Source organism: Paenibacillus albicereus (assembly GCF_012676905.1).
GTDB classification, from domain to species: Bacteria; Bacillota; Bacilli; order Paenibacillales; family Paenibacillaceae; genus Paenibacillus_O; species Paenibacillus_O albicereus.
The window spans coordinates 4,035,338-4,059,144 of the sequence record NZ_CP051428.1; the positions used below are offsets into that span (position 1 = coordinate 4,035,338).

At 64.4% G+C, this 23,807-nt stretch carries 27 protein-coding genes; 13 read left to right on the forward strand and 14 right to left on the reverse strand.

The window, feature by feature from the left end:
- Positions 1-48 precede the first annotated feature (48 nt).
- Positions 49-1,416, reverse strand: a complete 1,368-nt coding sequence (locus tag HGI30_RS18155; RefSeq protein ID WP_168908850.1) for a transglutaminase domain-containing protein — start codon at positions 1,414-1,416, stop codon at positions 49-51.
- 51 nt (positions 1,417-1,467) lie between these two features.
- Positions 1,468-1,896, reverse strand: coding sequence for a hypothetical protein (locus HGI30_RS18160; protein ID WP_168908851.1), 429 nt, complete (start codon positions 1,894-1,896; stop codon positions 1,468-1,470).
- A gap of 206 nt (positions 1,897-2,102) precedes the next feature.
- On the opposite strand from HGI30_RS18160, the gene HGI30_RS18165 reads away from it, so the two are divergent.
- The 3 genes from HGI30_RS18165 (at position 2,103) to HGI30_RS18175 (ending at position 4,067) form a co-directional block, all read left to right on the forward strand.
- Positions 2,103-3,263 carry an MFS transporter gene (locus tag HGI30_RS18165; RefSeq protein WP_168908852.1) on the forward strand — a complete coding sequence of 387 codons (1,161 nt, stop codon included), beginning with the start codon at positions 2,103-2,105 and terminating at the stop codon, positions 3,261-3,263.
- A gap of 135 nt (positions 3,264-3,398) precedes the next feature.
- Entirely contained in the window at positions 3,399-3,536 is a 138-nt protein-coding gene (locus HGI30_RS18170) for a hypothetical protein (protein WP_168908853.1), read from the forward strand.
- Between the two features lie 156 nt (positions 3,537-3,692).
- The gene (locus HGI30_RS18175) at positions 3,693-4,067 is read left to right on the forward strand and encodes a toprim domain-containing protein (protein ID WP_168908854.1); all 375 of its coding nucleotides are present in this window, start codon (positions 3,693-3,695) and stop codon (positions 4,065-4,067) included.
- Between the two features lie 77 nt (positions 4,068-4,144).
- Here the strand turns inward: HGI30_RS18175 and HGI30_RS18180 are convergent, their stop codons facing one another.
- The 4 genes from HGI30_RS18180 to cyoE all read right to left on the reverse strand — a co-directional run bounded on the left by HGI30_RS18180 (position 4,145) and on the right by cyoE (position 9,232).
- Positions 4,145-6,514, reverse strand: a complete 2,370-nt coding sequence (locus HGI30_RS18180) for a putative bifunctional diguanylate cyclase/phosphodiesterase (protein ID WP_168908855.1) — start codon at positions 6,512-6,514, stop codon at positions 4,145-4,147.
- 91 nt (positions 6,515-6,605) lie between these two features.
- Positions 6,606-7,538 carry an AEC family transporter gene (locus HGI30_RS18185; protein ID WP_168908856.1) on the reverse strand — a complete coding sequence of 311 codons (933 nt, stop codon included), beginning with the start codon at positions 7,536-7,538 and terminating at the stop codon, positions 6,606-6,608.
- Positions 7,539-7,629: 91 nt separating this feature from the next.
- On the reverse strand, positions 7,630-8,265 hold the full coding sequence (locus HGI30_RS18190; protein ID WP_168908857.1) for an SCO family protein: 636 nt from the start codon (positions 8,263-8,265) through the stop codon (positions 7,630-7,632).
- 70 nt (positions 8,266-8,335) lie between these two features.
- Positions 8,336-9,232 carry a heme o synthase gene (gene cyoE / locus HGI30_RS18195; protein ID WP_235680176.1) on the reverse strand — a complete coding sequence of 299 codons (897 nt, stop codon included), beginning with the start codon at positions 9,230-9,232 and terminating at the stop codon, positions 8,336-8,338.
- A gap of 292 nt (positions 9,233-9,524) precedes the next feature.
- On the opposite strand from cyoE, the gene HGI30_RS18200 reads away from it, so the two are divergent.
- Together HGI30_RS18200 and gerQ are read left to right on the forward strand one after the other, a co-directional pair.
- Positions 9,525-9,947 carry a cell wall hydrolase gene (locus tag HGI30_RS18200; protein WP_168909955.1) on the forward strand — a complete coding sequence of 141 codons (423 nt, stop codon included), beginning with the start codon at positions 9,525-9,527 and terminating at the stop codon, positions 9,945-9,947.
- Positions 9,948-10,000: 53 nt separating this feature from the next.
- Complete coding sequence (gene gerQ / locus HGI30_RS18205; RefSeq protein WP_168908859.1) at positions 10,001-10,462, forward strand: spore coat protein GerQ; 462 nt, start codon at positions 10,001-10,003, stop codon at positions 10,460-10,462.
- Here gerQ and HGI30_RS18210 read toward each other — a convergent pair.
- Positions 10,459-10,749: a hypothetical protein gene (locus tag HGI30_RS18210; protein WP_168908860.1), complete on the reverse strand. Its 291-nt coding sequence runs from the start codon at positions 10,747-10,749 to the stop codon at positions 10,459-10,461. The two genes, gerQ and HGI30_RS18210, sit on opposite strands and share 4 nt — an antisense overlap.
- A gap of 182 nt (positions 10,750-10,931) precedes the next feature.
- Here HGI30_RS18210 and HGI30_RS18215 point away from each other — a divergent pair, with 182 nt between their 5' ends.
- The gene (locus HGI30_RS18215) at positions 10,932-11,918 is read left to right on the forward strand and encodes a metal-dependent hydrolase (RefSeq protein ID WP_168909956.1); all 987 of its coding nucleotides are present in this window, start codon (positions 10,932-10,934) and stop codon (positions 11,916-11,918) included.
- A gap of 125 nt (positions 11,919-12,043) precedes the next feature.
- Here the strand turns inward: HGI30_RS18215 and HGI30_RS18220 are convergent, their stop codons facing one another.
- The gene (locus HGI30_RS18220; RefSeq protein ID WP_168908861.1) at positions 12,044-12,265 is read right to left on the reverse strand and encodes an alpha/beta-type small acid-soluble spore protein; all 222 of its coding nucleotides are present in this window, start codon (positions 12,263-12,265) and stop codon (positions 12,044-12,046) included.
- Positions 12,266-12,402: 137 nt separating this feature from the next.
- Here HGI30_RS18220 and HGI30_RS18225 point away from each other — a divergent pair, with 137 nt between their 5' ends.
- Entirely contained in the window at positions 12,403-12,570 is a 168-nt protein-coding gene (locus HGI30_RS18225) for a DUF5325 family protein (RefSeq protein WP_168908862.1), read from the forward strand.
- Between the two features lie 198 nt (positions 12,571-12,768).
- Here the strand turns inward: HGI30_RS18225 and trpS are convergent, their stop codons facing one another.
- Positions 12,769-13,752 carry a tryptophan--tRNA ligase gene (trpS, locus tag HGI30_RS18230; RefSeq protein WP_168908863.1) on the reverse strand — a complete coding sequence of 328 codons (984 nt, stop codon included), beginning with the start codon at positions 13,750-13,752 and terminating at the stop codon, positions 12,769-12,771.
- 450 nt (positions 13,753-14,202) lie between these two features.
- On the opposite strand from trpS, the gene HGI30_RS18235 reads away from it, so the two are divergent.
- The 3 genes from HGI30_RS18235 to HGI30_RS18245 all read left to right on the forward strand — a co-directional run bounded on the left by HGI30_RS18235 (position 14,203) and on the right by HGI30_RS18245 (position 15,958).
- A complete protein-coding gene (locus HGI30_RS18235) occupies positions 14,203-15,201 on the forward strand; it encodes a permease (protein WP_168908864.1) in 999 nt (332 codons plus the stop codon).
- Positions 15,202-15,220: 19 nt separating this feature from the next.
- On the forward strand, positions 15,221-15,664 hold the full coding sequence (locus HGI30_RS18240) for a DUF1980 domain-containing protein (protein WP_168908865.1): 444 nt from the start codon (positions 15,221-15,223) through the stop codon (positions 15,662-15,664).
- Between the two features lie 72 nt (positions 15,665-15,736).
- Positions 15,737-15,958, forward strand: coding sequence for an alpha/beta-type small acid-soluble spore protein (locus tag HGI30_RS18245; protein ID WP_168908866.1), 222 nt, complete (start codon positions 15,737-15,739; stop codon positions 15,956-15,958).
- Positions 15,959-16,029: 71 nt separating this feature from the next.
- On the opposite strand, the gene HGI30_RS18250 is transcribed toward HGI30_RS18245, so the two are convergent.
- Positions 16,030-16,458, reverse strand: coding sequence for an O-methyltransferase (locus HGI30_RS18250; protein WP_168908867.1), 429 nt, complete (start codon positions 16,456-16,458; stop codon positions 16,030-16,032).
- A 271-nt stretch (positions 16,459-16,729) separates the two neighbouring features.
- On the opposite strand from HGI30_RS18250, the gene HGI30_RS18255 reads away from it, so the two are divergent.
- Positions 16,730-17,986 carry a methyl-accepting chemotaxis protein gene (locus HGI30_RS18255; RefSeq protein WP_168908868.1) on the forward strand — a complete coding sequence of 419 codons (1,257 nt, stop codon included), beginning with the start codon at positions 16,730-16,732 and terminating at the stop codon, positions 17,984-17,986.
- A gap of 149 nt (positions 17,987-18,135) precedes the next feature.
- Positions 18,136-18,978 (forward strand): polysaccharide deacetylase family protein, encoded by an 843-nt coding sequence (locus tag HGI30_RS18260; protein ID WP_168908869.1) that lies wholly within the window; start codon positions 18,136-18,138, stop codon positions 18,976-18,978.
- A gap of 72 nt (positions 18,979-19,050) precedes the next feature.
- Here the strand turns inward: HGI30_RS18260 and HGI30_RS18265 are convergent, their stop codons facing one another.
- The 3 genes from HGI30_RS18265 to HGI30_RS23315 all read right to left on the reverse strand — a co-directional run bounded on the left by HGI30_RS18265 (position 19,051) and on the right by HGI30_RS23315 (position 22,121).
- Positions 19,051-19,707 carry a 3D domain-containing protein gene (locus HGI30_RS18265; RefSeq protein ID WP_235680177.1) on the reverse strand — a complete coding sequence of 219 codons (657 nt, stop codon included), beginning with the start codon at positions 19,705-19,707 and terminating at the stop codon, positions 19,051-19,053.
- Between the two features lie 347 nt (positions 19,708-20,054).
- Entirely contained in the window at positions 20,055-20,777 is a 723-nt protein-coding gene (locus HGI30_RS18270) for a CAP domain-containing protein (RefSeq protein ID WP_235680178.1), read from the reverse strand.
- Positions 20,778-21,068: 291 nt separating this feature from the next.
- Positions 21,069-22,121 (reverse strand): HNH endonuclease, encoded by a 1,053-nt coding sequence (locus HGI30_RS23315; protein WP_235680179.1) that lies wholly within the window; start codon positions 22,119-22,121, stop codon positions 21,069-21,071.
- Positions 22,122-22,476: 355 nt separating this feature from the next.
- Between HGI30_RS23315 and HGI30_RS18280 the strand changes: the two genes are divergently transcribed.
- Positions 22,477-22,839 carry a helix-turn-helix domain-containing protein gene (locus HGI30_RS18280; RefSeq protein WP_168908870.1) on the forward strand — a complete coding sequence of 121 codons (363 nt, stop codon included), beginning with the start codon at positions 22,477-22,479 and terminating at the stop codon, positions 22,837-22,839.
- Positions 22,840-22,965: 126 nt separating this feature from the next.
- On the opposite strand, the gene HGI30_RS18285 is transcribed toward HGI30_RS18280, so the two are convergent.
- Complete coding sequence (locus tag HGI30_RS18285) at positions 22,966-23,790, reverse strand: hypothetical protein (protein ID WP_168908871.1); 825 nt, start codon at positions 23,788-23,790, stop codon at positions 22,966-22,968.
- Positions 23,791-23,807: the final 17 nt, after the last annotated feature.

The window sequence follows — 23,807 nt, forward strand, 5'->3', positions numbered from 1 at the left end:
TGAGCGCCTGAAAAGCCGACCGGCCGCATCCGCTGCCATAGAGGCGGATCAAGCCTTGGCGATATGGGTCTTGTCGAAATCCGCCGAGTCGAACCAGTCCCCCGACTGCGCCCATGTCGCATCGAGCGGAATCCAGCCGCCGTCCTCGTCCGCAAGCCGAACCTCGTTCCAGGCATGGGAGCCGAAGCCGCCGCGGCCGTCGGCGCCCATGCCCGTTACGACCTTGACCTCCAGGCCGACCGCGCGCGCCATCACGGCATAAAGCCTGGCCGTATCGATGCAGACGCCCTTGCGGGTGCGGAACGTATCCTCCGGCGTCTGCTCTTTCCAGACGCCGCGCTCGACGTAGCCGTCGGCCTTGTCCCAGTCGTAGGCGATGCGGCTGCCGAGCCAGTCGTACAGCCTCCGTGCCCGCTCGCGGTCGCCGTCCGCGCCGGACGTGATCCGGAGCGCGGCGGCGGCGATATCGTCCGGAATATCCGCGTCGACCAGCTCGTAGCGGCGCTGCATGACCTGCTGCAGCTCGCTGCCGACCGCCTCGGTGATGACCGGGCCGCCGCCCTTCAGCAGATCGCCGGCAAGCGGCTGCAGGAGGCGGTCCGCCGCCTGCCGGTACACCGGCGAGCTCTCGATGCCGGCCGCCAGCGGAGCCGACGGAAACAGCGAGACATAGAGGAACAGTCCCGCCAGCAGGACCAGCGCGCGGCCGATGCCGTGCAGCCCGCCGAGCAGCGCGCCGGCGGCGCGGCTGGCCAGTCCTCCTCCCGCCGACTGGCGGGGCGGCCGCGAGCTCCGGCGGGAACCGCGGCGGCGCGGCCCTTCCTCCTCCGCATCAAGCCCATACGGTCCGTAGGGCTCGTCCTCACCGCTCCAGCGGTCATGCCCATAGAGCTCGTCCCGGCCGCGACGCCGATGCTCGGCGTACCGTTCCTCCCGCTCCTTCCACTCCTCCCCATCTTCCCGCTCCGCCTCGTCCTCGTCGTCTTCTAGGCCGGACGGACGGGTCAGCAACTCGTAGCCCCTCCATGCCAGCGGCGTGAAGGCGGACAGCAGCAGCCGCAGCGCCGCATATGCGAGCAGGAACAGCACGCCGATCCGCAGCAGCGGCAAGTCGCGCACGCTCGTCAGGAACGTATACCAGACCTGCTCGAGCGACCCGAGGCCGCGCTCCGGCACGACGACCTGCCTCCTCAGCCAGTCCGCCGCAGGGGCGGACAGTAGCTGCGCCAGGCGCGCCGCGCCAAGCACAGAAAGGACGAGCAGGATGCCGTCCCATACGAACGAAAACAGCCGCCGCGAGGAGCGTCCCGCCCCTCGGCGGAAGCCTTGCAGCAGCGAGGCCGCGATCAGCAGCAGCACGGCCAAGGCGACCGGCTCCAGGCCAAGCAGCGAGCGCAGCCATCCCGGCTCCTCCATCCGCATCTCCTCCCTTTCTGCGGCCGCGGCCGCGCCGGCGGCGCGCTCTCGCTAGCCGCCTCTTTTCGCGCCCTCGATCAAGGCGCGGATCGTGCCGTCGATGCTCCAGCTGCCGAGCGGAGCGCCTTTGAACGCAACGTCCACCTTGTCCTCGCCCTTGGCCCCGGTCAGCTCCAGGTTGCGTGTCGTGACCGTATAGGTGCCGTCGCCGTTGTCCTTGTAGACGGCCTCTGCCGCCTCGCCGGCCATCGCCGTCACCGCCTGGTCGCGCACCTTGTCTCCCAGGTCGCGCAGATCCTGCAGGTTGTAGCCGCTGTACAGCACGAGCCCGATCACGATGACCGCGGCGAGCGCCCATTTGGCGACCGTCTTGACGATGCCGATGACGAGCAGCAGCACGACGAGCCCGGCGGCCAGCACGAGCCAATTCTCTTCGAAGAACGTTTTCCACGTATCCAGATCCAATCCGGAAAGATCCATCGTTCAAGCCCCCCTGTGGCAGACGCCTTGAAAACCGCCGGCGCCTCGCTTCTTTCCCCAGTCCCCATTATACCCGACCCCCTTTGGAGCGTAAACGCGGCCCCGGTCCAGGCGGTCATATCCTGGCGGCGCGGGGCGTACAAGTAGTAGAGCCTGGCCGCAAGGCCCGCCGAGGCAAAAGAAAGCCGCAAAGGAGGCTGCTCGCCGTGAAGACAGCCGTCTGGCTGTATCTGTTTCTTTTCGTGGCGTTTTTCGACCTGCACGCCCAGTATCCGATCCTCACGCCGTTCGCCGTCTCGCTCGGCGCGGCTCCGTCCTTCATCGGCCTGATGATGGGCCTGTACTCGCTCACGCATCTTCCGGGCAATCTGATCGCCGGCTACGGCATCGACCGCTTCGGCAGCCGCCTGTTCATCTCGCTCAGCCTGCTCGGAGCGGGCCTCATCCTGCTGGTGCAGGCGCAGGTGACCAACCCATGGCAGCTGCTCGCCCTGCGCTCGGTGAGCGGCTTCGTGCTCGCCTTCCTCTCGCCGGCCTGCAGCGCGCTGCTCGCCCGCATGGCCACGTCGGCGCTGCAGCAGGGCCGGCTCATGTCCGGCAGCGGCCTCGTGCACACGCTCGCCTCCGTCGTCTCGCCGGCGGCCGGCGCCTTCCTCGTCGCCCGCATCGGCTTCGCCAGCGCCTTCAACCTGCTCGGCTGGGTGCTCGTCGCCACGGCCGTCTGCTCCATCCTGTTCGTGCGCGATCCGAAGTCCGCCCCGGCCGCCGCGAAGCCCGCCGCCGATCCGTCCTTGGGTGAAGCGGGCGGCAGCGGACGCATCCCCTGGCTGCTGTACTCGCTGCCGATCGCGGTCAGCTGCTCGCAGGGCATCCTTTCCTTCGAGCTGCCGCTTCTGTCCGCCACCACCGAAGGGATGATGCGCACCGGCATCCTGTTCTCCGTCGTCAGCCTCGGCGGGCTCGTGACGCTCAGCATGCTGTTCCTGAACCGCGTCTCCGCCTTCTCGCGCACGCTGCTCGGCGCTCTCCTGCTCGCGGCCGCCTACTACGGCATCGCCGCAGGGGCGCCGGTCCCCTTGGTATACCTGCTGTTCGTCGTCGGCATGGCGAAGGGCGTCATCTTCCCCGCTCTGTCCACGCTGCTCATCGAGCTGAGTCCGAGCAATCGGTACGGCCGCACGTTTTCCATGCTGTCGATTTCGTTCTCGGTCGGAGCTTTCCTCGGACCGATGATCGCCGGCCAAGTCCGGCATCTCGTCTCGCCTTATTTCATCTCGTTCCTCGTGCTGATGGCCGCAGCGGCCATCCTTCCGTTCCATGGGGGCTTCCGGCGGCCCTCCGCCGCGCCAGCCGCCCATTTGCGCTGAATATGGGTGAATGCACAGGGCGCGTGCCAGGGAGGCACATATACTGCACCATGTCTGCCGGAACGGATTGCCGCCGAGTACCTCGGCGCTTCCCTCCGAACGACCCCAACAAGCAGCGAAGGGGTGACAAATCAGATGTCTTATGTCGAAGGTGTTGCAGGTGCAGGCGCTTGCGGTCCTGTTGGCGGATACGGCGGCGCGTGGGGCTCCACGGGCGCGATCCTCGTCCTGTTCATTCTGCTCGTAATCATCATCAGCAGCTTCTGCTACTAAGCATGAGCCCCCGCTCTCATAAACCCCTTGAAGGCCCGCCTCGGCGGGCCTTCCTTTTTCCTTGTAGCGGACGCGGAAGAAGGGTATCGTATTAGCTAAAAGCGGCCTGGGACGGACAAGCCGTCCCCGCGCCGGGCGGAAGGAGCGGGGCGGCGAATGACGAGCGTCATCATCGTGGAAGGCAAGAACGACCGCAGCCGGCTGCGGCGCGTGCTGAGGGACGAGGTCGCCATCCTGTGCACCTACGGCACGCCGGGCACGGCTCAGCTGGAGCTCCTGCGCAAGCAGGCCGGCGACGCGCAGGTGTTCATCTTCACCGACAACGACGCATCCGGCAAGCGCATCCGGGGCATGCTGCGCGACCAGTTCCCCGACGCCGAGCATATCTACACGCGGCGCGGCTATCCCGGCGTGGAGAAGACGCCCCCGGAATACTTGCTGGAGCAGCTTCTGAAGGCCGGCTTCGAGGAAGAGCTGATCTTTCCGGAGCCGCCCGAGGGTTCCCGTTGGAGCAAGGAAGACGGCCTGTAGCGCATGGATGCGCCGCAGGCCGTCTTCAATTGAGGGAGCTTCATTCTCCATCCTCCAGCTTGATGGCGGCGATGCGCTCAGGCCCGCTCGGAGCCTGTCTTGCGCGGAGCGGACGGACGGTGGCGGATGCGCCGCAGCACCTCTCCGGTCTGCTCCGCCGACTGAGGACGGAAGAACAGGTAGCCTTGGATCTCGTCGCAGTCATGCTCCAGCAGATAGCTCAGCTGCAGGTCCGACTCCACCCCTTCGGCGACGACCGACAGCTTGAGGCGGCGCGCGATGAGCAGCATCGCGTGAATGATCGCCTCGTCCCGCTCGTCGACGCCGATGCCGCTGACGAAGCTGCGGTCGATCTTGATCCGGCCGACCGGCAGCCGCTTCAAATAGCTGAGCGAGGAATGCTGCGTGCCGAAGTCGTCGATCGACAGCAGGATGCCCATGTCGCGCAGCTGCTCCAGCGTGGCGAGGTTCTCGTTGCGCATCGCCATGTTTTCGGTGATCTCAAGCTCCAGGCAGCTCGGATCGAGCCCTGTGTCCTCGAGCACGCGCCGCACCGTGCCGACCAGATCCGGCGCCGCGAACTGGCGCGCCGACAGGTTCACCGCGATCCGCAGTCCCGCGGCCCCGGCATCCTGCCATGCCTTGTTCTGGGCGCAAGCCTCGCGCAGCGCCCACGCGCCGATCTCGACGATGAGGCCGGTCTCCTCCGCAAGCGGGATGAACTTCTGCGGCGACACTTGGCCGAACCGGGGATGGTTCCAGCGCAGCAGCGCTTCCAGTCCGGTGAGCCTGCCCGATGCGGCCTCGATCTGCGGCTGGTAATGCAGCTCGAACTCCCCCCGCTCCAGCGCGCGGCGGAGGCCGTTGCGCAGCTCCATCAGCTCCGCGGCGCCGGCCTCCTCGGTGCCGTCGAACCATTTGTAGTGGTTCTTTCCTTCTTCCTTGGCCCGATACATCGCCAGGTCGGCGTGCTTCGTCAGCTCCTCCGCATCCGCGCCGTGGTCGGGATAGAGGGCGATGCCGATGCTTGTCGTCAAGAAATACTCCGCTCCGCGCAGTTGAAACGGCATCCGGAAGCGGCCGATGATCGCGTCGGCAAGAACCTCCGCTTCGCGCATGCCGCTGACGCCCGGAAGCACGACGGTGAACTCGTCGCCTCCGAGCCGGAAGCAGGCCGGGCCGTCTCCCGGCATCCGCTCGAGGCCCCGTTCCTGCCGGTCGGTCAGCCGGAGCGAGGCCTCCCGAAGCAGGTGGTCGCCGAGCTGATGGCCGAACGTATCGTTGACCAGCTTGAACTGGTCCAGGTCGAGATAGAGCAGCGCGACGCCCTTCCCCGGCTGCTCCCCGGCTCTGGCGATCGTCTGCTCCAGATGCAGGTTGAAGCAGGAGCGGTTGAACAGGCCGGTCAGCGGATCACGATAGGCGAGGAAATGCAGCTCCCGCTCCTTGCTGGCCAGCATGCGGTTCTGCTCGCGCAGCTCTTCTTCGATCGCGATCAGCTCCTCGTTGGAAGCTTCGATCTCCTCGTTCGCCTCCTGCAGCTCGCGCGTCCGCTCATCGACCTTGGCCTCCAGCTTGTAGCGGCCCGTGAGCTGCACGTACAGCAAATACAAGACGAGCATCATGACGGCTGCGCTGCCGAAGCGGGCGAGCCACAGCTTCGTCTCGATCTGGCGGAGGGCCTCCTCCTTGAGCTGCCCGGCCAGCTCCCACGTGCCGTCCGGCACGTCCACAAGCTCCCTCAGCCGGCTGCCGCCGAACAAGGCCGACTCGCCGAGCAGCACGTTGCCGTTCACCCGCAGCGCGATGTCGAACTGCTCGTGCTGGAAATCGTCCGAAATGCCGCCAAGCAGATCCTTCATGTCCAGCACGACCGAGGCGAAGCCCCAGAACTGGTCGTCGTGATAGACCGATTGGCGGGTGACGAGGCCGCTGCCGCCTTGGATCAGCTCAAGGGGGCCGACCAGCGTCACCGTCCTCAGTCCTCTCGCCCTCTCCGCGTTCTCCCGGATGGCCGGACGGGTATCCTGGAACAGATTGACGCCGAGCAGCAGCTCGTTGCCTTTTTGCGGATAGACGTACCAGGCGACTCCGCTCGGATAGAGGGACAGGTTCTTGACATCCGGCAGCGCCGGCACGAAATGGGAGGAGAACTGGTTGAACCTGCCGTAGTCGACGTAGCCGTTGTAGCGGAGCTCGGTCTCGACGAAGGCCACCAGGCTCTCCGTCAGCAGCACCCGCCGCTCGACGCCGAGCCGAAGCTCGTTGGCCTTGAACGACAGCTGGCGCGAAGCATCGCGGTAGGCCTCGTCGGTTAGCTGCTGCCGGTAGAGCGCGGTGCTCCACAGCACCATGGAGGAGAGCAGGATGAACAGCAGGCCGAGCAGTCCCCACAGGGTCAGCCTTTCGCGGCGGCTCGGCATGTATCGGCGGATGGATTGTCTCACGCGGCGGCCTCCTCCGGGCTCGGCCCGCATGCGAGCAGGCCGAATCGTGTTGATTCACTCTACCCTATATCGGCAACGGCGGGAGGCTGGATTAGAGATCCAGCACCGCGATGACAGCGGTCACCGTGGCGATGCTCGCGACCGTCGACAGCAGCACCGCCTGCGAGGAGAATTCCGGCTCGTTGTCGAACTCGACCGCCAGCAGCACGCTGCTGAGCGAGGTCGGCACGGCGGAGCTGACGATCAGCGCCTTGGCCGCCAGGCCGTCGATGCCGAGCATCCACACCGTCAGCGCGGCGAGGACCGGACCCGCCGCAAGCCGCAGGCCGAGCGACAGGCTGAGATCGAGCGCCCGGCCCGGCTTCGGCGTCCCGCCCCGCCTCATGCTGCCGAGCTGCACCCCGAGCGTTAGCAGCGCGGTGCCGATGAACGCGTCGGCGACGTAATCGAGCGGCGTCTGCAGGTAGACCGGCATCGGCGTGCCCGTCCCGTTAAGCAGAAACGCGAGCGGAATGACGTAGATGACCGGCTGCGACAGGATCTGGCGGCGGATGCCGGCCCAGCTGCTCTTGTGCGCGTTGACGCTGTAGATGCCGTACGTATTGGGCAGCAGCGACTGCATCATCATGATGAGCACCTGGATCGACAGCGTGAAGGGATTCGCCGCGAAGGCGAGCTGATTGAGCGGAATGCCGTAGTTGGCGCTGTTGTAGAAGAGCACGCTGTTGCGCATCGCCGCCTTCATCCCTCCCCGGTAGCCGCGCAGGCGGACGACGAGCTCCACGAGGGCGTACTGAAGCGCCATGAAGACGGCGAAGAACAGCAGCACCTGGCCGATCAGCGCGATCGGGATGTCCGTCGAGTAGAGCAGCTTGAAGATGACGGCCGGCGAGAACAGATAGAAGTTGAGCTTGGACAGCGTGCGGATATCGAGCGTGAAGATGCGCTGCAGCGCTACGCCGATCAGAATCATGATGCAGAGCGGGATGATGTTGTGCAGCAGAATCGATCCGAGCAGAGCCATGAGAGCGCATTCCTTTCTTTGAAGACAGCAAAAGGCCGGCCCTGCGCCAGCGCCGCCGGGAGGGGGCGCGGCGGCGCGGAGGCCAGCCTGTCTAGTCGAGCGCTTCGACCGCTTCCACGAGGGAGGCGGCGATTTCGTCCGGCGTTTTCTTGAGATCGTTGCTGCCGATGATGTACTTGCGGATGTTGCCTTTTTTGTCCACGACGAAAATGGCGTCGGTGTGGGAGTAGTTGCCTGCCTCGTCCTTGACGACCATCAGGCCGAAGTCCTTGGCGAGCTTCTCCGAGGCGGCCGCATCCTCTTGGCGGAGGAACCGCCAGCCGGCCGGATCGGCGTGGAACTTGGCCGCGAACGCGCGGATCGCCTCCGGCGTGTCGCGCTCGGGATCGAACGTGATCGACTGCAGCTCGGCTTTCGTGCCGAGCAGCCCCTTTTCCTTGAGCTGGTCCTGCGCCTTGGAGAGGATGAACGTCGTCGCGGGACAGACGTCCGGGCAGCTCGCCCAGAAGAAATAGACGAGGCGGACCTTGCCGTCCGATTCCGCCGACGAGAAGGACCTGCCTTCCTCAAGCTCGCTTTGCAGCGTGTAGGCGGGAGCCGGCGTATCCATCGGGAAGCTGACCGAGCTGCGGTTCTCCTGCAGATAGGTGACGAGCAGATAGGCGCCCATCAGTGCGCAAAGCGCGAACAGGGCGATTTTGAACGCGTGCCTGCGGATGAAGGTCAACGTGGTTCTCTCCTTATGGCCCCCATGGCCTTATGTAGCGGAGCCGATCCGGCTCCGGCGGCGCGGCCGATCAGGAGAAGAGGCTCGTCCAGATCGAGAGGCCGGCTTGACGGGACGTGTCCGCGATCATGAGCAGGAACACGACAAGCAGATAGTTCACCGAGATGAGGAAGTTGACCTTCGCCCATTTCACCGTCTTCTCCTCCGTGGAGGCATAGACGCCGGTGAACGTATGCACGAACCAGACGACAGTCAGAATGCCCGAGATCCAGAGGAACCAAGGTCCGACGTAATCATACGCATACATCAGGATGACGGTCGGGATGAGCAGCAAGACGTATGGAATCATCTGGAGCTTGGTGCGCCGGATGCCCTTGACGACAGGCAGCAGCGGATAGCCGGCGGCGCGGTACTCCTCCACCCGGCGGATGGCGAGCGACCAGAAATGGGCCGGCTGCCAGAGGAACAGCAGCGCGAACAGGATCCAGGCTCCGGCGTCGATCTCGCCGGTGACGGCCACATAGCCGATGACCGGCGGCATCGCTCCGGACACGCCGCCGATCGACGTGCTCCAGGTCGAGCTGCGCTTGAGCCAGATCGTGTAGACGACGATATAGACGAACCAGCCGAGCAGGCCCAGCCAGCCGGTCAGCGGATCGAGCGCGAACAGCACGGCCAGTCCCGCCGCGCCGAGCACGGCGCCGTAGGTGATGACGAAGGCCGGAGAGATGCGGCCCGTCGGCAGCGCGCGGTCGCGCGTGCGCTCCATGCGCGTGTCGAGCTCGCGGTCCCAATAGTTGTTGATGACGCAGGCCGATGCCATCGTCAGGCATGTCCCGATCAGCATCCAGAGGAGCAGCAGCCAATCGACCTGCCATTTGGACGCCACCCAGAAGCCGCCGAACGCGGCAAAAGCATTCATCCGGACGATGCCCGGCTTGGTAAGAGCGATCAGGTCTTTCAGCACATTCGTGCGCCTCCTGTTTTTGGAGCGGCAAAAGCGCTTCGGTGCGCTAAGGGCTTCAGTAGTCAACGTTACTTATGATACCGAAAATCAAACACGGTGACAACGGAGCGCCCGAGTTGTTCATGATTTCGACATGCCGGAGCGTCAACAATCCGACTTTTTTTGCCATCTCAGGATTGTCCTTGAGGAACACTGGGCAGCGGCCCGCATAGATTGAAGATGGGGTCAGGAGCCCAGGCGGAGGGCATCCGGCTCAAGGCTAGACTCCCGCAGGAGGAGCGTGATCAGAAAGATGGCCGTCATCAAGACGAATGCCGAGAATACGAAGCTGCTTGCCCGGCTGATGAGGGCGGAAGCGGAAGGCGAAGGCGAGCTCGGCATGCTCATGGTCGGCAACGTCAGCGTCAACCGCGTCCGCGGCAACTGCCTCGACTTCCGCAACATCCGGTCGATTCCCGACATGGTGTATCAAAGTCCGGGCGGATACGAGGCCGTGCAGAAAAGCTACTTCTATCAAAAGGCCCGCGACAAGGAGATCCGTCTTGCGGAGCGGGTCATCTCCGGCGAGCGCCAGCATCCGGCAAGCAACGCCCTCTGGTTCTTCCGGCCGACGGGCAGCTGCCCCGGCACCTGGTACAATCAGGCCAATACGGGCCGCTTCAAGGCGCATTGCTTCTTTGCGCCGACCGCATCGGACTGCCCGGACGTCTACTGAAGCAAGTCGCAGGACCAAGCAACGACAACGACTAGAGAGCGGGGAAACCAACCATGTCGAATGTTTATGATTACCGCAGCATGTACGCCCACGGAGGCCATCAAGGCTATCCGGGAATGCCGATGCCGATGCAGACGCCTTTCGGAGGCAACTTTGTCGCCATGCCGCCGGCCGTGCCGAGCGGCGCCGTCGTCACGCCTCAAGGCGGAACGGTGCAAATGATGCCGTCGACCGAGGAATCCTACGTGGAGAACATCCTGCGCCTCAACCGCGGGAAAATGGCGACGTTCTACATGACGTATGAAAACAACAAGGAATGGAACGCCAAAATTTTCCGTGGCATCATCGAGGCAGCCGGACGCGACCATATCATCATCAGCGATCCGTCCACCGGCATGCGCTACCTTCTGCTTACGCTGAACCTGGACTACGTCACGTTCGACGGTCCGATCGCGTACGAGTACGCCTTCCAGGGGCAAACCATTACGAACCAGACTCCGGCTACTTCGCGCTAGATCGGTGCCGGGCGGAACGTCCATGCATGGATGCGGCCCGCCCCGCCCGACGTCCAGCTTCCGATCGCCGACCAGGGAGAGCGTCCGTCCAGACGCTCCTCTTGGCATGCCCTCGCTTCCGCCTCCGTTGCCGCAGGCCAAATCTCCACGAACAGTCCCGGCTGCTCGGAGCCTTCATAGAGCCGCACGCGGGGCCAACGCCGCTGCAGCTCCGAGAGCAGAGCCAGGAAGTCCTGCCGATGCCGCTCCTCGATCTTGTATTCCACCATCAGCGCATATCCGTCCATATTCATCCTCCTGGCCCGCATCGCCCGGAATCGCGCCCGAGCATGGGTCGCCTCATCCTACCATTGCCAGAGCGGCTGGACAAGCGCTGCGCGTCTCCTTTCCCGACCGGCGGCCGGATAATCCGGAGCGTCCGGTGGGAGCCTACAGGAAGAAGTCCATGATGAAAGGGGACATGAAAGCGATGGATACGGGCACTCATCTCGTATTCGGTCTCGGACTCGCCGGCCTCGCCACCGTCGATCCTGCGGTCGCCGCCAGTCCGGCTTTGTTCGGCGCCGTTCTGGCCGGCACGATCATCGGCTCGCAAGCGCCGGACCTGGACGGCCTGCTGCGATTCAAAAGCAACGCGCTTTATATCCGCAACCATCGCGGAGCCTCGCACTCGCTGCCGGCGGTGCTCGGCTGGACGGCGCTCATCACGGCCGCCATCGGCCTCGCCTGGCGCGGAAGCATCTCATGGCCTCATCTCGCTTTCTGGGTGCTGCTCGCCGTCTCGGTCCATGTGTTCAGCGATTGCTTCAATACGTACGGAACCCAAGCCGCCCGTCCGATCACGTCCAAGTGGATTTCCTGGAACATCATCCATATCTTCGACCCGTTCCTGTTCGCCGGCCATGCGGCAGCCCTGCTCCTCTGGCTGCTCGGAGCGGCTTCGCCGCAGATCATCTTCCCGGTCCTCTATGCGTTCGTCGTGCTGTACTATGTCTGGCGGACGCTCGTCCACCGGCGCACCGCCCGCTCGCTGCCCGGCCTCGATGGCGAGGCGGAGGGCGGCGAGAGCTACATCCTCATCCCGACGCTGAAGCCGGCCAGCTGGAACGTCGTGAAGCAGCGGAGGGACGGCGCCTTCCGCATCGGCGACCTGCGCGGCGGAAAGCTGTCCTGGACGGGCACCGCCCGGTGCGAGGAGCATGAAGCGATCGAGCAGTCGAAGTTCGACGCTTCCGTGCGCTCGTTTCTCTATTTCACCTCGTTCGCCTGCTCCGAGATGACCGAGCATGCCTGGGGCTACGAGGTGCGCTGGTTCGACGTCCGCTACCGGCATCGCAAGCAGTATCCGTTCGTCGCCGTCGTCGTCATGGACCGGGACTACAAGACGCTCGGCTCGTACGTCGGCTGGCTGAGCGACGAGCGCCTTCAGAAGAGGCTGCGGATGAATACGTATTGAAGGACCTGCCGGTTGACCGCGAGCGCCCCCATCCTGCACAATAGATGGGGGCATTCTTATGCCCCGGCAGCCGCGCCAAACCGAAAAAAAGCCCAAGGTTTCCCTTGGACCTCTTTTTGTATGGCTTAGCGTTGAGTTCCGGACAGTTGCTGCTCGGCGATTTGCACCAGTTTCTTGGTGATGTAGCCGCCCAGCGATCCAGCGTCGCGCGTAGCTACGTTGCCGTAGTAGCCGTCAGCCGGGATTTGAACACCCAGGGATTGTGCCGCTTCGAATTTCAGTTGCTCAAGGGCTTGTCTTGCGCCTGGTACGACCAGTTTGTTGCTGCCGCTGTTGTTGCTTGCCATTGTGAATTGCTCCTTTCGAAGTTCGCACTGTATGGTGTGTGTTGCAAGCTTGCAAGCTTATTATGTTCCGATTGCTTCGTTCTATTCGAAGCGATGTCGTTTTTTTTCTCCATTTTATATTCGGGAGGCCGTTTTCCATGTCCAAGCCCCTTGCCCTCGTCTACGCCCTGCTGTCCGTAGCGCTCATGAGCGCCACCGCAATCTCCATCAGCTACAGCGGCCGCGCCGCCATCGCGCTCGGCCTGGCCACGTTCCTGTTCATCGGAGCCGGCTTCGTGCTGAAGTCCCGCCTTCGGAAAAACTGACCCGATCGCCAAGGACAAGCCGTCCGCTCGCAGCCGCCTCGGCTGCGGGCTGCGCGGATCCTGCTCGTACGAGAAGAAGCGTCTGCCCTCGCGGCAGACGCTTCTTCTCGTTGATGCGGAATGGAACGCAAGCGGCGAGGCGCCGGCCAGCGGGGCAGCCCGCGCGCTTCCGGCTCTTTCGAACGCATGCTCCGCGGCCTAGCCTCGGAGAAAGCCCATGCGCTCCTTCACGCCTTCGACGACGCGATCGGCGACCGAGGACGCTTTCTCGGCGCCTTGCTTCAGCACTTCCTCCAGCATGCCGGAGCTGCGAATCTCGCGGTAGCGCTGCTGCAGCGGCTCCAGCACGGCGACGACGCGCTCGGCCAGCTCCTTTTTGAACGGGCCGTAGCCTTGCCCCTCGAATCTAGCCTCGATCTCCGGCAGCGAGAGGCCCGACATGAGCGAGTAGATGCCCATCAGGTTGCTCACCTCCGGCTTGGCTTCGCGATCGAACCGGATCTCGCGGCCCGAATCGGTCGTCGCGCGGCTGATCTTCTTGCGGATGACGTCCGGCTCGTCGAGCAGGGCGATCAGGCTGCCGGGATTCGGATTGCTCTTGCTCATCTTCTTGGACGCATCGTCGAGCGACATGATGCGCGCTCCCACCTCGGGGATGTACGGCTCCGGAACGGTAAAGAAGTCGCCGAAGCGGCTGTTGAACCGGTTCGCGAGGTCGCGCGTCAGCTCCAGATGCTGCTTCTGATCGTCGCCGACCGGGACGAGATCGGCGTTGTAGACGAGGATGTCCGCCGCCATGAGCGCAGGGTAGACGAACAGCCCGGCTCCGACCGACTCCTTGCCCGCCGACTTGTCCTTGAACTGCGTCATCCGCTCCAGCTCGCCCATCGACGTGAGCGTCGTCAGCAGCCATCCGAGCTCCGCATGCGCCCGCACGTGGGACTGCATGTAGATCGCCGCGCGCTGCGGGTCGATGCCCGCCGCCAAGTACAGGGCGGCGACCGACTGCGACTGCTCCCGCAGCGCCGCCGGCTCCTGCGGAACCGTGATGGCATGCAGATCGACGACCATGAAATAGCACTCATGCGTCTCCTGCAGGCGAACGAAGTTCTGGATGGCTCCAATGTAGTTGCCGATCGTCAGCTGGCCGCTCGGCTGGATGCCGGAAAGCACTTTTTTCATCTTGCTTCACGCCTTCTCTTGAGATTTGGGAACGCAAAAAAGGCCTCTCCTCCGCAAGGGACGAGAGACCGTGGTGCCACCCTAATTCGCCGGACGCGCTTGTCGCGCGGCATCGGCCTTGAGGATCCGCTAACGGGGATCAATCGGGGACAGGCCCGGCTCCAGAGTCCATTCCGCGCGGTCCGTTCCGCCGGCTTCGCAGCTGCCGCCGGCTCTCTGGGAAACGTCCTTGCTCGCGCGTACTCCATTCTGTCATTGCCTTTAGAACGATTATAGACCCGCTCCCCGAAAAGTCAAGGCGAGGCCGCGAGCAAGCGACATTCGTGCTGCAGAAAGAAACGGCCGTTCTGTCTTCGTCCGTCCAAGCATAAGCATGGAGGAGGAACGTCCGGCCCGTCCGCCTCTCTCCGGGCCGGACAGGACAAGCCGGACCGGAAAGGAGCTGCCCCGATGACCCGACGCCTGCTGCCGCTGCTCGCCGCCGTATCGACGATCGGAGCGGGAGGGGTCCTGCTGCTGATCGCCCGGCGGGACATGGGGCTGGACGCGGCGGCCGCCTCCCGCTTCAGCTCCGTCTTCATCGGCATCCTGCTCGAAGCGCTGCCCTATCTGCTGCTCGGGGTCGCCATCTCCGCCGTCCTTCAGGTCTATCTGTCGGAGCGGCTGCTGCGCCGCCTTCTTCCCCGTCATCCGCTGCTCGCCGTAACGGCGGCCGGACTGCTCGGCGTCATCTTTCCCCTCTGCGAATGCGGCATGATCCCGGCCGTGCGCCGTCTCATCCGCAAAGGCATGCCCGCCTATGCCGGCATCGCCTACATCCTCGCCGGCCCGGTCGTCAATCCTGTCGTCTTCACGTCGACCTGGGCCGCGTTCGGCGGCACGCCGCAGATGGCGATCGCGCGCGCGGGACTCGCCTTTTTCGTCGCCTTCGCGATCGGCGCCATCTTATGGAAGACGCTCCGAGGCGACCCGCTGAAAGCCGATCTCGCCTCGCTCTACGCCTCGCTGCCGCAGGAGGAGGCGCAGGAGCGGCCGTCCGGCAGCCGGCTGCAGTCGGCCGCGCTGCACGCGACCGACGAATTTTTCGACATGGGGAAATATCTCATCCTCGGCGCCGCGCTCGCGACGCTGTTCCAGACGGCCGTCAGCCGCTCCTTCCTCGAGGAGCTCGGCGGCAGCCAGCTTCTTTCGCATCTGTTTCTGATGGGCATCGCCTTCCTGCTCTCGCTCTGCTCGACGTCGGATGCGTTCGTCGCCGCCTCGTTGGGCGGCAGCTTCGAGAACGGCGCGCTGCTGGCCTTCCTCGTCTTCGGGCCGATGATCGATCTCAAAAGCATGTTGCTTCTGCTCGCTTCGTTCCGCGTCCGCGTCGTGCTGCTCGTCGCAGGACTCGCCGCCCTCCTCACGCTGACCGGCTCCTGGCTGCTCGAAGCGATCTATCTTCCCTGACAAGGAGGCGCATTCGCCCATGACTCCGTCCGCCCTCGCCGCCATCCATCACGCGGCCAAGTCGGCCGTGCTCGCCGTGCTGTCGCTCTCGCTGACGCAGCTCGCCCGGACCGGATCGCTCGGTCGCTACATCGAGCCGCAGCTCGAGCTCGGCGTCAAGCTGTCGGCGCTCGCCCTGTTCGCGCTGGCCGTCTTCCGGCTGTGGATCGCCGTACGCGCCTGGCAGGGCGACGACGCCGAAGCGGACTGCGGCTGCGGAGCCCACGGACCGGCCGCAGGGCCTCGGCCGCTGGCGGCATGCTTGGTGTTCCTGCTGCCCGTCGCCTTGGGGCTGCTGCCGCCCGCCCCGCTCGGCAGCGCGGACGCCGCCCGCGCCGGCATCCACCTGCACGGCGCCGGAGCGGAGCGCCCGGCCAGCGTCCCGGCCCCTTCTGCAGCCCGCTCCCTCGATCCGGATTATTGACGGTCCACAGCCTCCTATGCATATATTGGGAAGCAAGGCGCATACTACCTCCATCAAAAGGAGGTGACGCACATGTCAAGAAGCAACAAGCTCGTCGTCCCGGGCTGCCAGGCCGCGCTGGAGCAGATGAAATATGAAGCCGCGCAGGCGCTGGGCATCCAGATTCCCCAGGACGGCTACTACGGCAACATGGCGACACGCGACGCCGGCTCTCTCGGAGGCTACATCACGAAGCGTCTGGTCGAGATCGCCGAGCAGCAGCTGTCCGGCAACGCCGGCCGCATGGGGCGCTGAGCGCAGCCGAGCCCGACAGGTCGAAAAACAGCCTTTGTCCGCCATGGACAAAGGCTGTTTTTCGTGGAACATCAGTCTTCCGACACGCTGCCGCGATCCCACAGGCCGGGATGCTTGGGCTCGTAGCGAAAATGAGTGCTGGCCATATTGTAGTTGGATTCGCAAAGCATGCTGGCGGACCAGCTGGAGGCGGCTCCTTGGCGGCGCACCGAAAAATCGTACAGAAGCTCGCCGTGGGTCCAGCTCCACTTGCTTTTGAGGGCGTCCACCGCCATTTGCCGGAACTCCTTGACCTGCTCGGCTGTCAGTCCCGCTGGAGATTGGGGGGATGCGGGCGACTTCAGCTCGATGGGGTTGTGGCGGATGCCGTACTTGCCGACCGTATTGTTGCGGATATGGATCAATACCGTCCCGGAGGAGGCATGGGTCAGTTCGGACTCAAGCTGCCGGAAAACGAAATCGACTTGCCGGGCCAGAGGCGAAGCGCTGTTGCCTTGCATATGTGATTCACCTCCGATCCAAATGAAGTCGTTGTAGCGACATTATAGGACAGCGTTTTTCCAGATTCAACTAAATATTCACGGAATAGGATAGGGTTTTAACCCTTTTTCGGGTATATCGATCTACTTCCCAATAGGAAACCCACACCTTTCGACCCACTTCGCCTTTTTTTCGATTCGATAGCCCCAGACCTACAACTTGATGGGCCTGTTACCGATTATTAGGTAACGCTTACTTACCCTATATCAGCGAATAGGAGTCGATTTCAGCATGGAATGGTATCATTCGCTCTCCATCAAGAACAAGGTGCGCCTCGGCATCTACATGGCGCTCGCGGTCTCCCTCCTGGTTTTCCTGATTCTCAGCATCATGGCGGGGTCGCCGCTATGGCCGGTCGCGGCCGCGCTCGTTCTGGGAGCCGGCGCCTCCTTCCCGCTCGCCTCGGTCGTGGAGCGCTCGCTCACGAGCTCCATCGACGAGATGACGACGGTCGCTTACGGCATCTCCAAGGGCGACTTCACGCAGCGGGTCGATACGTCCAGCGCCTCGCTCGGCCAGCTGGCCCACTCCTTCAACAGCATGGTCGACAAGCTGCGCGAAATTCTCGCCGACACCTCGCGGATCGGCCGCATGGTCAACGAGACGAGCACGAGCATCTACAACAAGAATACGCAGGTGAAGGCCGTCATGGAGCAGGTCGGCACCTCGGCCGGCGAGCTGGCCGCAGGCGCGGGCGAGATCGCCGAGGAGGTCGGCGGCATGAGCGACTCGATCCGCGAGATCGAGAGCAAGGTGGCGACCTACGCCGAATCGAGCCGCCGGATGAACGAGCGCTCGGAGGCGGCGATGCGCCTCGTCGAGAAGGGCCAGCAGTCCGTCGAGACGCAGGCCGAAGGCACCCGTCGCACGGCTGAGGCCGCGGCTCACGTCTCCGAGGCGATCGCGCGCTTGTCCGAGGCGGCGGGCGGCATCTCCGCCATCACCCGGACGATCTCCGATCTGGCGGAGCAGACGAACCTGCTCTCGCTCAACGCCTCCATCGAGGCGGCCCGCGCCGGGGAGCACGGCAAGGGCTTCGCGGTCGTCGCCCAGGAGGTGCGCAAGCTCGCCGAGGAATCGACGGCTTCGACCAAGGAAGTGTTCACGCTCGTCAAAGGCATCGAGCACGGGCTCAAGGACGCCAACGCCAACATCAAGATCAACGAGCAGGCCGTCGAGCTCCAGGCTCAGATGCTGCGCGAGACGGAAGCGGTGTTCCGCGACATCGTGGAGAGCGTGCAGTTCATTTCCAGTCAGATCGAGCAGTTCGCCCGCGAGAGCGAGAGCATGCTGGACAACGCCCGCGCCATCTCCGGCGCCATCGGCAACATCTCGGCGATCACGCAGCAGTCCGCGGCCGGCACCGAGCAGGTGTCCGCGTCGATGAACGAGCAGGTCGACTCCATCCAGACCATCGTCGAGGAGACGGGACGGATGCAGCAGATGGCTTCCCAGCTGCAGCGCACGATCCAAATCTTCAAGTTCTGATCGGCTGCCGGCCAGCGGCAAAGAGGCGCTTTCGCACGCTCGCGCCTCCATGCTAGACGAACGGTATGGAGCGGAGGGACCCGGGGAATAGCTAATCCGCAAGCCTTTCTCTGCGGAAGGCCGGCTTGATCCCTGTAGGAGGTGTAGCGATGAAGCCTTTGCGCCGTTGGTTGGGATGGCCTGCCCTGCTGCTCGTGCTGATGCAGCTTCTGGGCGGCGCTCCGAGCATGGCCGGAGCCGCATCCGCGCCGGCCAATGCCCGCGCCCTCCCCCCGGAGGCCGCGAACGCTCAGGCGGCTGTGCTCAGGCCGAGGACGGTATCCTGGATCACCCTCTCGCGGGAATTTCCCGGAGCGTTCGCGACCCGCGGACCCGCCGGCCTCAAGCGTGTCGCGCTGACGTTCGATGACGTGCCGGACGAGCAGTATACGCCGGAGGTGCTGGACATTCTGGCCCGGGAGCATGTCCGGGCCACCTTTTTTGTCGTCGGACAAAGAGCGGCCAAGGCGCCCTCCATGCTCCGCCGCATCCATGCGGAAGGCCATGCCATCGGCAATCATTCGTATGACCATACGTCGTACGCGAGGCTCTCCGAGTCCAAGTTCGAAGAGCAGATCGAGTCGACGAGCCGACTGCTGAAGGCCCATCTCGGCTATACGCCGAGATTCCTGCGGCCGCCGTACGGCGAAATCACGCCGAGCCAGCTGATGTGGACCCAGAGCCGAGGCTACTTCGTCGTGAACTGGGATGTCGACACGCAAGACTGGCGAGGCTTGTCCGCCGATCAGATCGTGCGCAACGCGCAAAAAACCCTCGCCCCGGGCAGCATCATCCTGCAGCATGCCGGCGGCGGCATCGGCGAGGACTTGAGCGGCACGGTCAAGGCGCTGCCCCGCCTCATCCGTCTGCTGCGCGAAAAAGGCTATGAGATGGTGACGGTGCCGGAGCTGCTCGGCGAGTCGGAGGAGATCGAAAGGATGCGCTTGTTTTAAGCCAAAAAAGCGGCCCGAACCAATTGACATGGTTCGGGCCGCTTTCCATTTGGCGAGCCGTTTCGATTTGAATCAGCCCAGGACGTGGACCTTGACCCATTGGAAGCCGAACGAGCGGGCTTCGGCCGTCGTGCCGGGCACGAAGATGTCGATGCGGTCCCCTTTGATGCTGCCGCCCGTATCGGTGGCGGTCGCGATCATGCCGCCGATCGGCAGGCCGTCATAGCTGTAGCCGGTAATGTACAGCTTCGTTCCGAGCGGGATCCGGTTCGGATCGACCGCCACCGTGCCGACGCGCAGCGGGTTGCCGAAGTAATCGACCGCTCCCCATTTGCCGTTTTCCGACGCCGCGGACGTGTACGCGCTTGCCTTGATCTGGAGCGTGCGTTTCACTTGATGGGACTTTCCGGACGGCTCGATGACCTTTTTCGCTCCTGCATCCGCGTCGATCAGGCGCACGCCGGCGGCCGAGGCCTGGATCGTCGTGCCCGCCGGGATGGACAGCTTCAAGCCGGCGTAGATGTTCGTCGGCTCTACCCCTTCGTTCAGGTCCATCAGCTTGTCCACCGGGACATGGAACGCCTGCGCGAGCTTCCAGAACGTATCGCCGTCCTTGGCGACATACGTCGTAGCGGCAGAGGCGGATACGGGAGAGCTCAGGATCGCGAGGCCGGCCAGAACGGCGGCGGTGGATTTGAACATCGGGCGGAGCATCGTCTTCATGGTCATGGGCTTGGTTCCTCCTTGGTGGGACGCCTCGGGCTTGAATCGCCCGCCGGCGGATTTTATTCGGTCCGCGCTGAAACCTACGGGTGTCAGAATAACACAGGCATCCGAGCGGCGGACCGTCCAAAAACCACCAGCTACGGATTATGAAAGGCTCTCATTTTCTCGCGGAAGACGGCAAACCCATGGCGCGCAAGGCCCGAAGCGACCAGCTGGAGCGCGCTGTGAGGGGACGGATGAAAAAACTCTAATGCGCCGCAGGCCGCGCAAACAAAAAGCTGTCCCCCGCATCGCCGCTGGGCGAGCAAGGGACAGCCTCTATGTCGGCATAGCCGATAGGAACAAGGAAACTAGGCTTTGAACATCTGTACCCAGACGCCGTTATGATAAGCGACGCCGATGTTCGTGTACTCCGCCTTCAGAATGTTGGCTTTGTGGCCCGCGCTGTTCATCCAGGCATTCATGACCTCGGCCGGGGTGCGCTGGCCTTTGGCGATGTTCTCGCCCGCATAGCGGTACGTCACGCCGAACTGCTTCATCATGTCGAACGGCGATCCGTACGTCGGGGACGTATGGGAGAAATAGTTGTTCGTGTACATATCCTTCGCCTTCACGAGAGCGACTTCAGAGAGCTGGGTGTCGCTCTTGAGCGCGGCCAATCCCTGCTTGGCGCGTTCCTGGTTCACGATCGTAACGACCTGCTGCGCAAAGCTGCCCGTGCCGCTCTCCTCCTGTCCGGATCCCGGAGCCGTCGTCGGCGCAGGCGTCGCCGTCGGTGCAGCCGTCGGCTTCGGCGTCGCGGTCGGGGCCGCGGTCGGCTTCGGCGTCGCCGTCGGAGCCGCAGTCGGCTTCGGCGTCGCCGTCGGCTTGGCCGTATAGTTCGGCCATGCAAATCCGTTTTGCTGCAGTTTATTCAAAAGCTCCTCCAAGTTGAAGCCGGAGCCCGCATAAAGCTGTTGGAGCACGGAGGACCCGGAAGGCTGAGCCGGCGCCGCGCTGGCCGTGCCGGCAGCCGAGACGCCCGTGAACGCGACTCCAGTGGCAAGAGCTAAAGAAAGAATTTTCTTATTCAAAATGAATTCTCCTCCTGTTGTCCTTCGTCATGTCGGAAGGATGAGTATAAGGCCGGTAAAGCCTTTCGCTCCTCTATCCTAGCATGATGAACCGCTGGATCAAGCTGTTAGATGCTGGGAATCAGGTGTCGGATGCGAAAAATGAGAGAGCCCGGAAGCCCGAAGTTCAGCCGGAGTGCGGGTTGCGAATCGCGTCCTGAGAGCGATGAGAATTCTCTCATCGATCCTCGGAGCCTCCCCGGAGCTGCGGAAACCTAAAAAAGAGCCGAACGCTCCGGCTCGACTCTCGTCTTAGAGATAGTCCGGAAGCGTATCGGCTTTTTTGAGGTTGCAGGCGGAGCAGGCGCAGACGCAGTTGTCCGGCGTGCTCAACCCTCCTTTGGACTTGGGAAACACATGGTCGATCGTATCTCCGAAGCGGCCGCAATAGTGGCACACATAGTTGTCCCGCTGCAGGATGAGCAGCCGGAAGTCGCTCTTCGTGTACAGCTTGTGGATGAGGCGGGGATGAAGGATGCCGGCCGCTCCTTCCTGGACCATGCGCACCGCGATGTCCCGATCGATCTCGGTATGCCAGCGCTTGCCGCTCTCGCGGCGGCCCCGCAGCTGGATCAAGCCGGTCCCCCTGTCGTTGAGGATGGACGGATCGTAGGAAAAAGGGCCCTTGAACGGCCGAATGGGCTTGTACGGCAAGCGGACTCCCGGCGTATGCGAATGCGATGCGGCGACAGCCGCCTTGCGCCCCTTGCGGCGACGGCGGCGCTTGCGCTTGCGCTTGGCCGGTCCCGAATCCGATCCGGCGTCAGCCGACGAGACCGCCGCCTCGGGCAAGCGCGCCGCATCCGCGCGGGGCTCGTCGGCGGCCGGCAGCTCCGCCGCCGCCCGGCCGTCCGCGCCGGACCTGCGTTCGTCCGAAACGGCCGCCGCTTCGGGCGCGGGTCTCCGCGTCGCCGCCACGGCAGCGGAGGAGCCTGCGCCCTTGCCTGCGGCAGGCTCCGGTCCGGCCGCTCCGGATGGCGGCGCGGAGGAGACCCTCGAGGCGGGCCTGCCTCCGGCAGCGGTCGCCCCCGTCGCGGCTCCAGCGCCAGGAGCTTGTCCGGACTCGCGGGAGGGAAGCGCGGCTGCGTCTTCCGAAGCGGCTCCGGGGGCGCTTGCCCCCGCGCGCCCGCGCGAGCGCCGGGCGGCCGCCGGCGTCGGCAGCAGCAAGTCCGAGCCGCCCTCGTCCCGCTTGCGCCTCCGCTGGCAAGCTCTGCACGTGCCCCTGCGCCCTTTGCGGCCGGTGCGCTTCGGGAAAGCTCCTTCTGGTTTGTCGCGGCCGCATACGGCGCATTGTTTGGTATCCATTGAATCGTACGCTCCGTTCGCCGAATGTCTTCTCCAAAGCATACCATATCGAAGCGTGCCGATAAACAGCGCCGTAGCCGGCGCTCGGCCCGAACTTGCGCGCCGCGAGTCCGCGGGACGAGCTCAAGCCGCTGTCACATCCTAATAATTGTATTTTCTAGCAATAAAACGCTCTGTGTTGAGACTATAGTCTCAACTCCATGTTACTAATGTCCTATAAAAACGGGTGCATCTTCCTAGAAGCCATGCTATAATACGAATATTCGATACATATGACATTCAGACCGGCATGAACCCTGCTGGAGCGCTTCGGCGGCTCCCGACGGGGCATAGGCCGCAGGGGGGATGGTGGCGGATGTTTGCGAAACGACTCAAAGCGCTCCGTAAAAAGAGAAAGCTTACGATGCAGGAAGTAGCCGATTATGTGGGCGTGGCCAAAAGCACCTACGCCGGCTACGAGTCCGGATACCGCCAGCCGACCCTGGAATCGATCCAGACGATTGCGCGCCGCCTGCACACGACGTCCGATTATCTGCTCGGCCTCACCGAGTACGCGGAGCCGGTCGAGCCGAGCAGCAACGCCCGCGAATGGCTGAACCTCCAGCAGCTGCATTGGGACGGAATTCCGCTGGAGCAAGAGGATGTCGAGCTCGTCCGGCTGCTGCTGGAACGCGTCGTCCGCGAAAGGCTCCGAAACGACCAAACCGGCCAAGGCTAACCCGCCTTGACCGGTTTTTTTTATTCCCCAAAAACGGCGTGCCCCTGACATCGGCTCGTCTGGACGGGGCAGTGCCGGAAAGCCGAAAGCGGCTGGTCTCGCTCCGCGGCTAGAAGAGTGCAAGCCCTAGCCCGCGGCCGACGCCAAGGCGTCGAGCTGCTTGGCGAGCCCGGCGCGCAGCAGCTCGCGGGACTGCTCATAGCTCTGCATCCACTCGCTGCGCTTGTCCGCCGGAACTTCCGCCGCCTCCGCTTCCGCGATCAGGCGCTCGAAGCGGCTGCGGCAGCCGGATTCGGCTGCGTCCATCTCGCCCGCCAGCTCCGCTTCGGCTTGCTGCAGCTGCGGCTCGGTCAGCTCTCCGCTCCTCGCCTCGCACAGACGGGCCTCGCCTCCTTGAAGCACCGCGGCCCCCGCAGCGACGCACTGCTCGCGAATCGTATCCAGACGCCGCTCGTAGGCGGCGGAGTCCGGCTTCGGCGCCGCGCTTGCCGCTGGAGCCTTCGCACCGGAAGGCGTCGTGTCCGGCATGGCCCCGGCCGGCGGCTGCGCCTTCGTCGGCGCAGCCGAAGGAGCCTCAGAAGGCGATGCCCCGGCTGCGCCGCCAGCCAGCGGCGCTTCAGCGGAAACGCCGTCCCCGCCTTCGCCGGTTCCGGCGTCAGGCGCTGGGGAAGGCTTCGACGCAGAACCGGATGCTCCGCCAGCGCTTTCTTTCTCGCGTGACGCACCCGCTTCGGCGCCTGCCGGCGAAGGAGCCGGAGCAGCGGAGTCCTGCGGCAGCAGCGCCATCGCCGTCTCCGTCGTCCCTCGTTCCAGCTCGCGATGGTTCAGGTAGCCGAGCACGGCCGGCACGACAGCCGCCGCCATCGCCAGCGCGAGCAGCAGGCGCCCGGCTCGCGGCCGCAGTCCTCCGCGGTTCCGGGAACGTTTCTTGCGCTTGCTTCGATGGCTCATGATGACAGCCTCCTCCT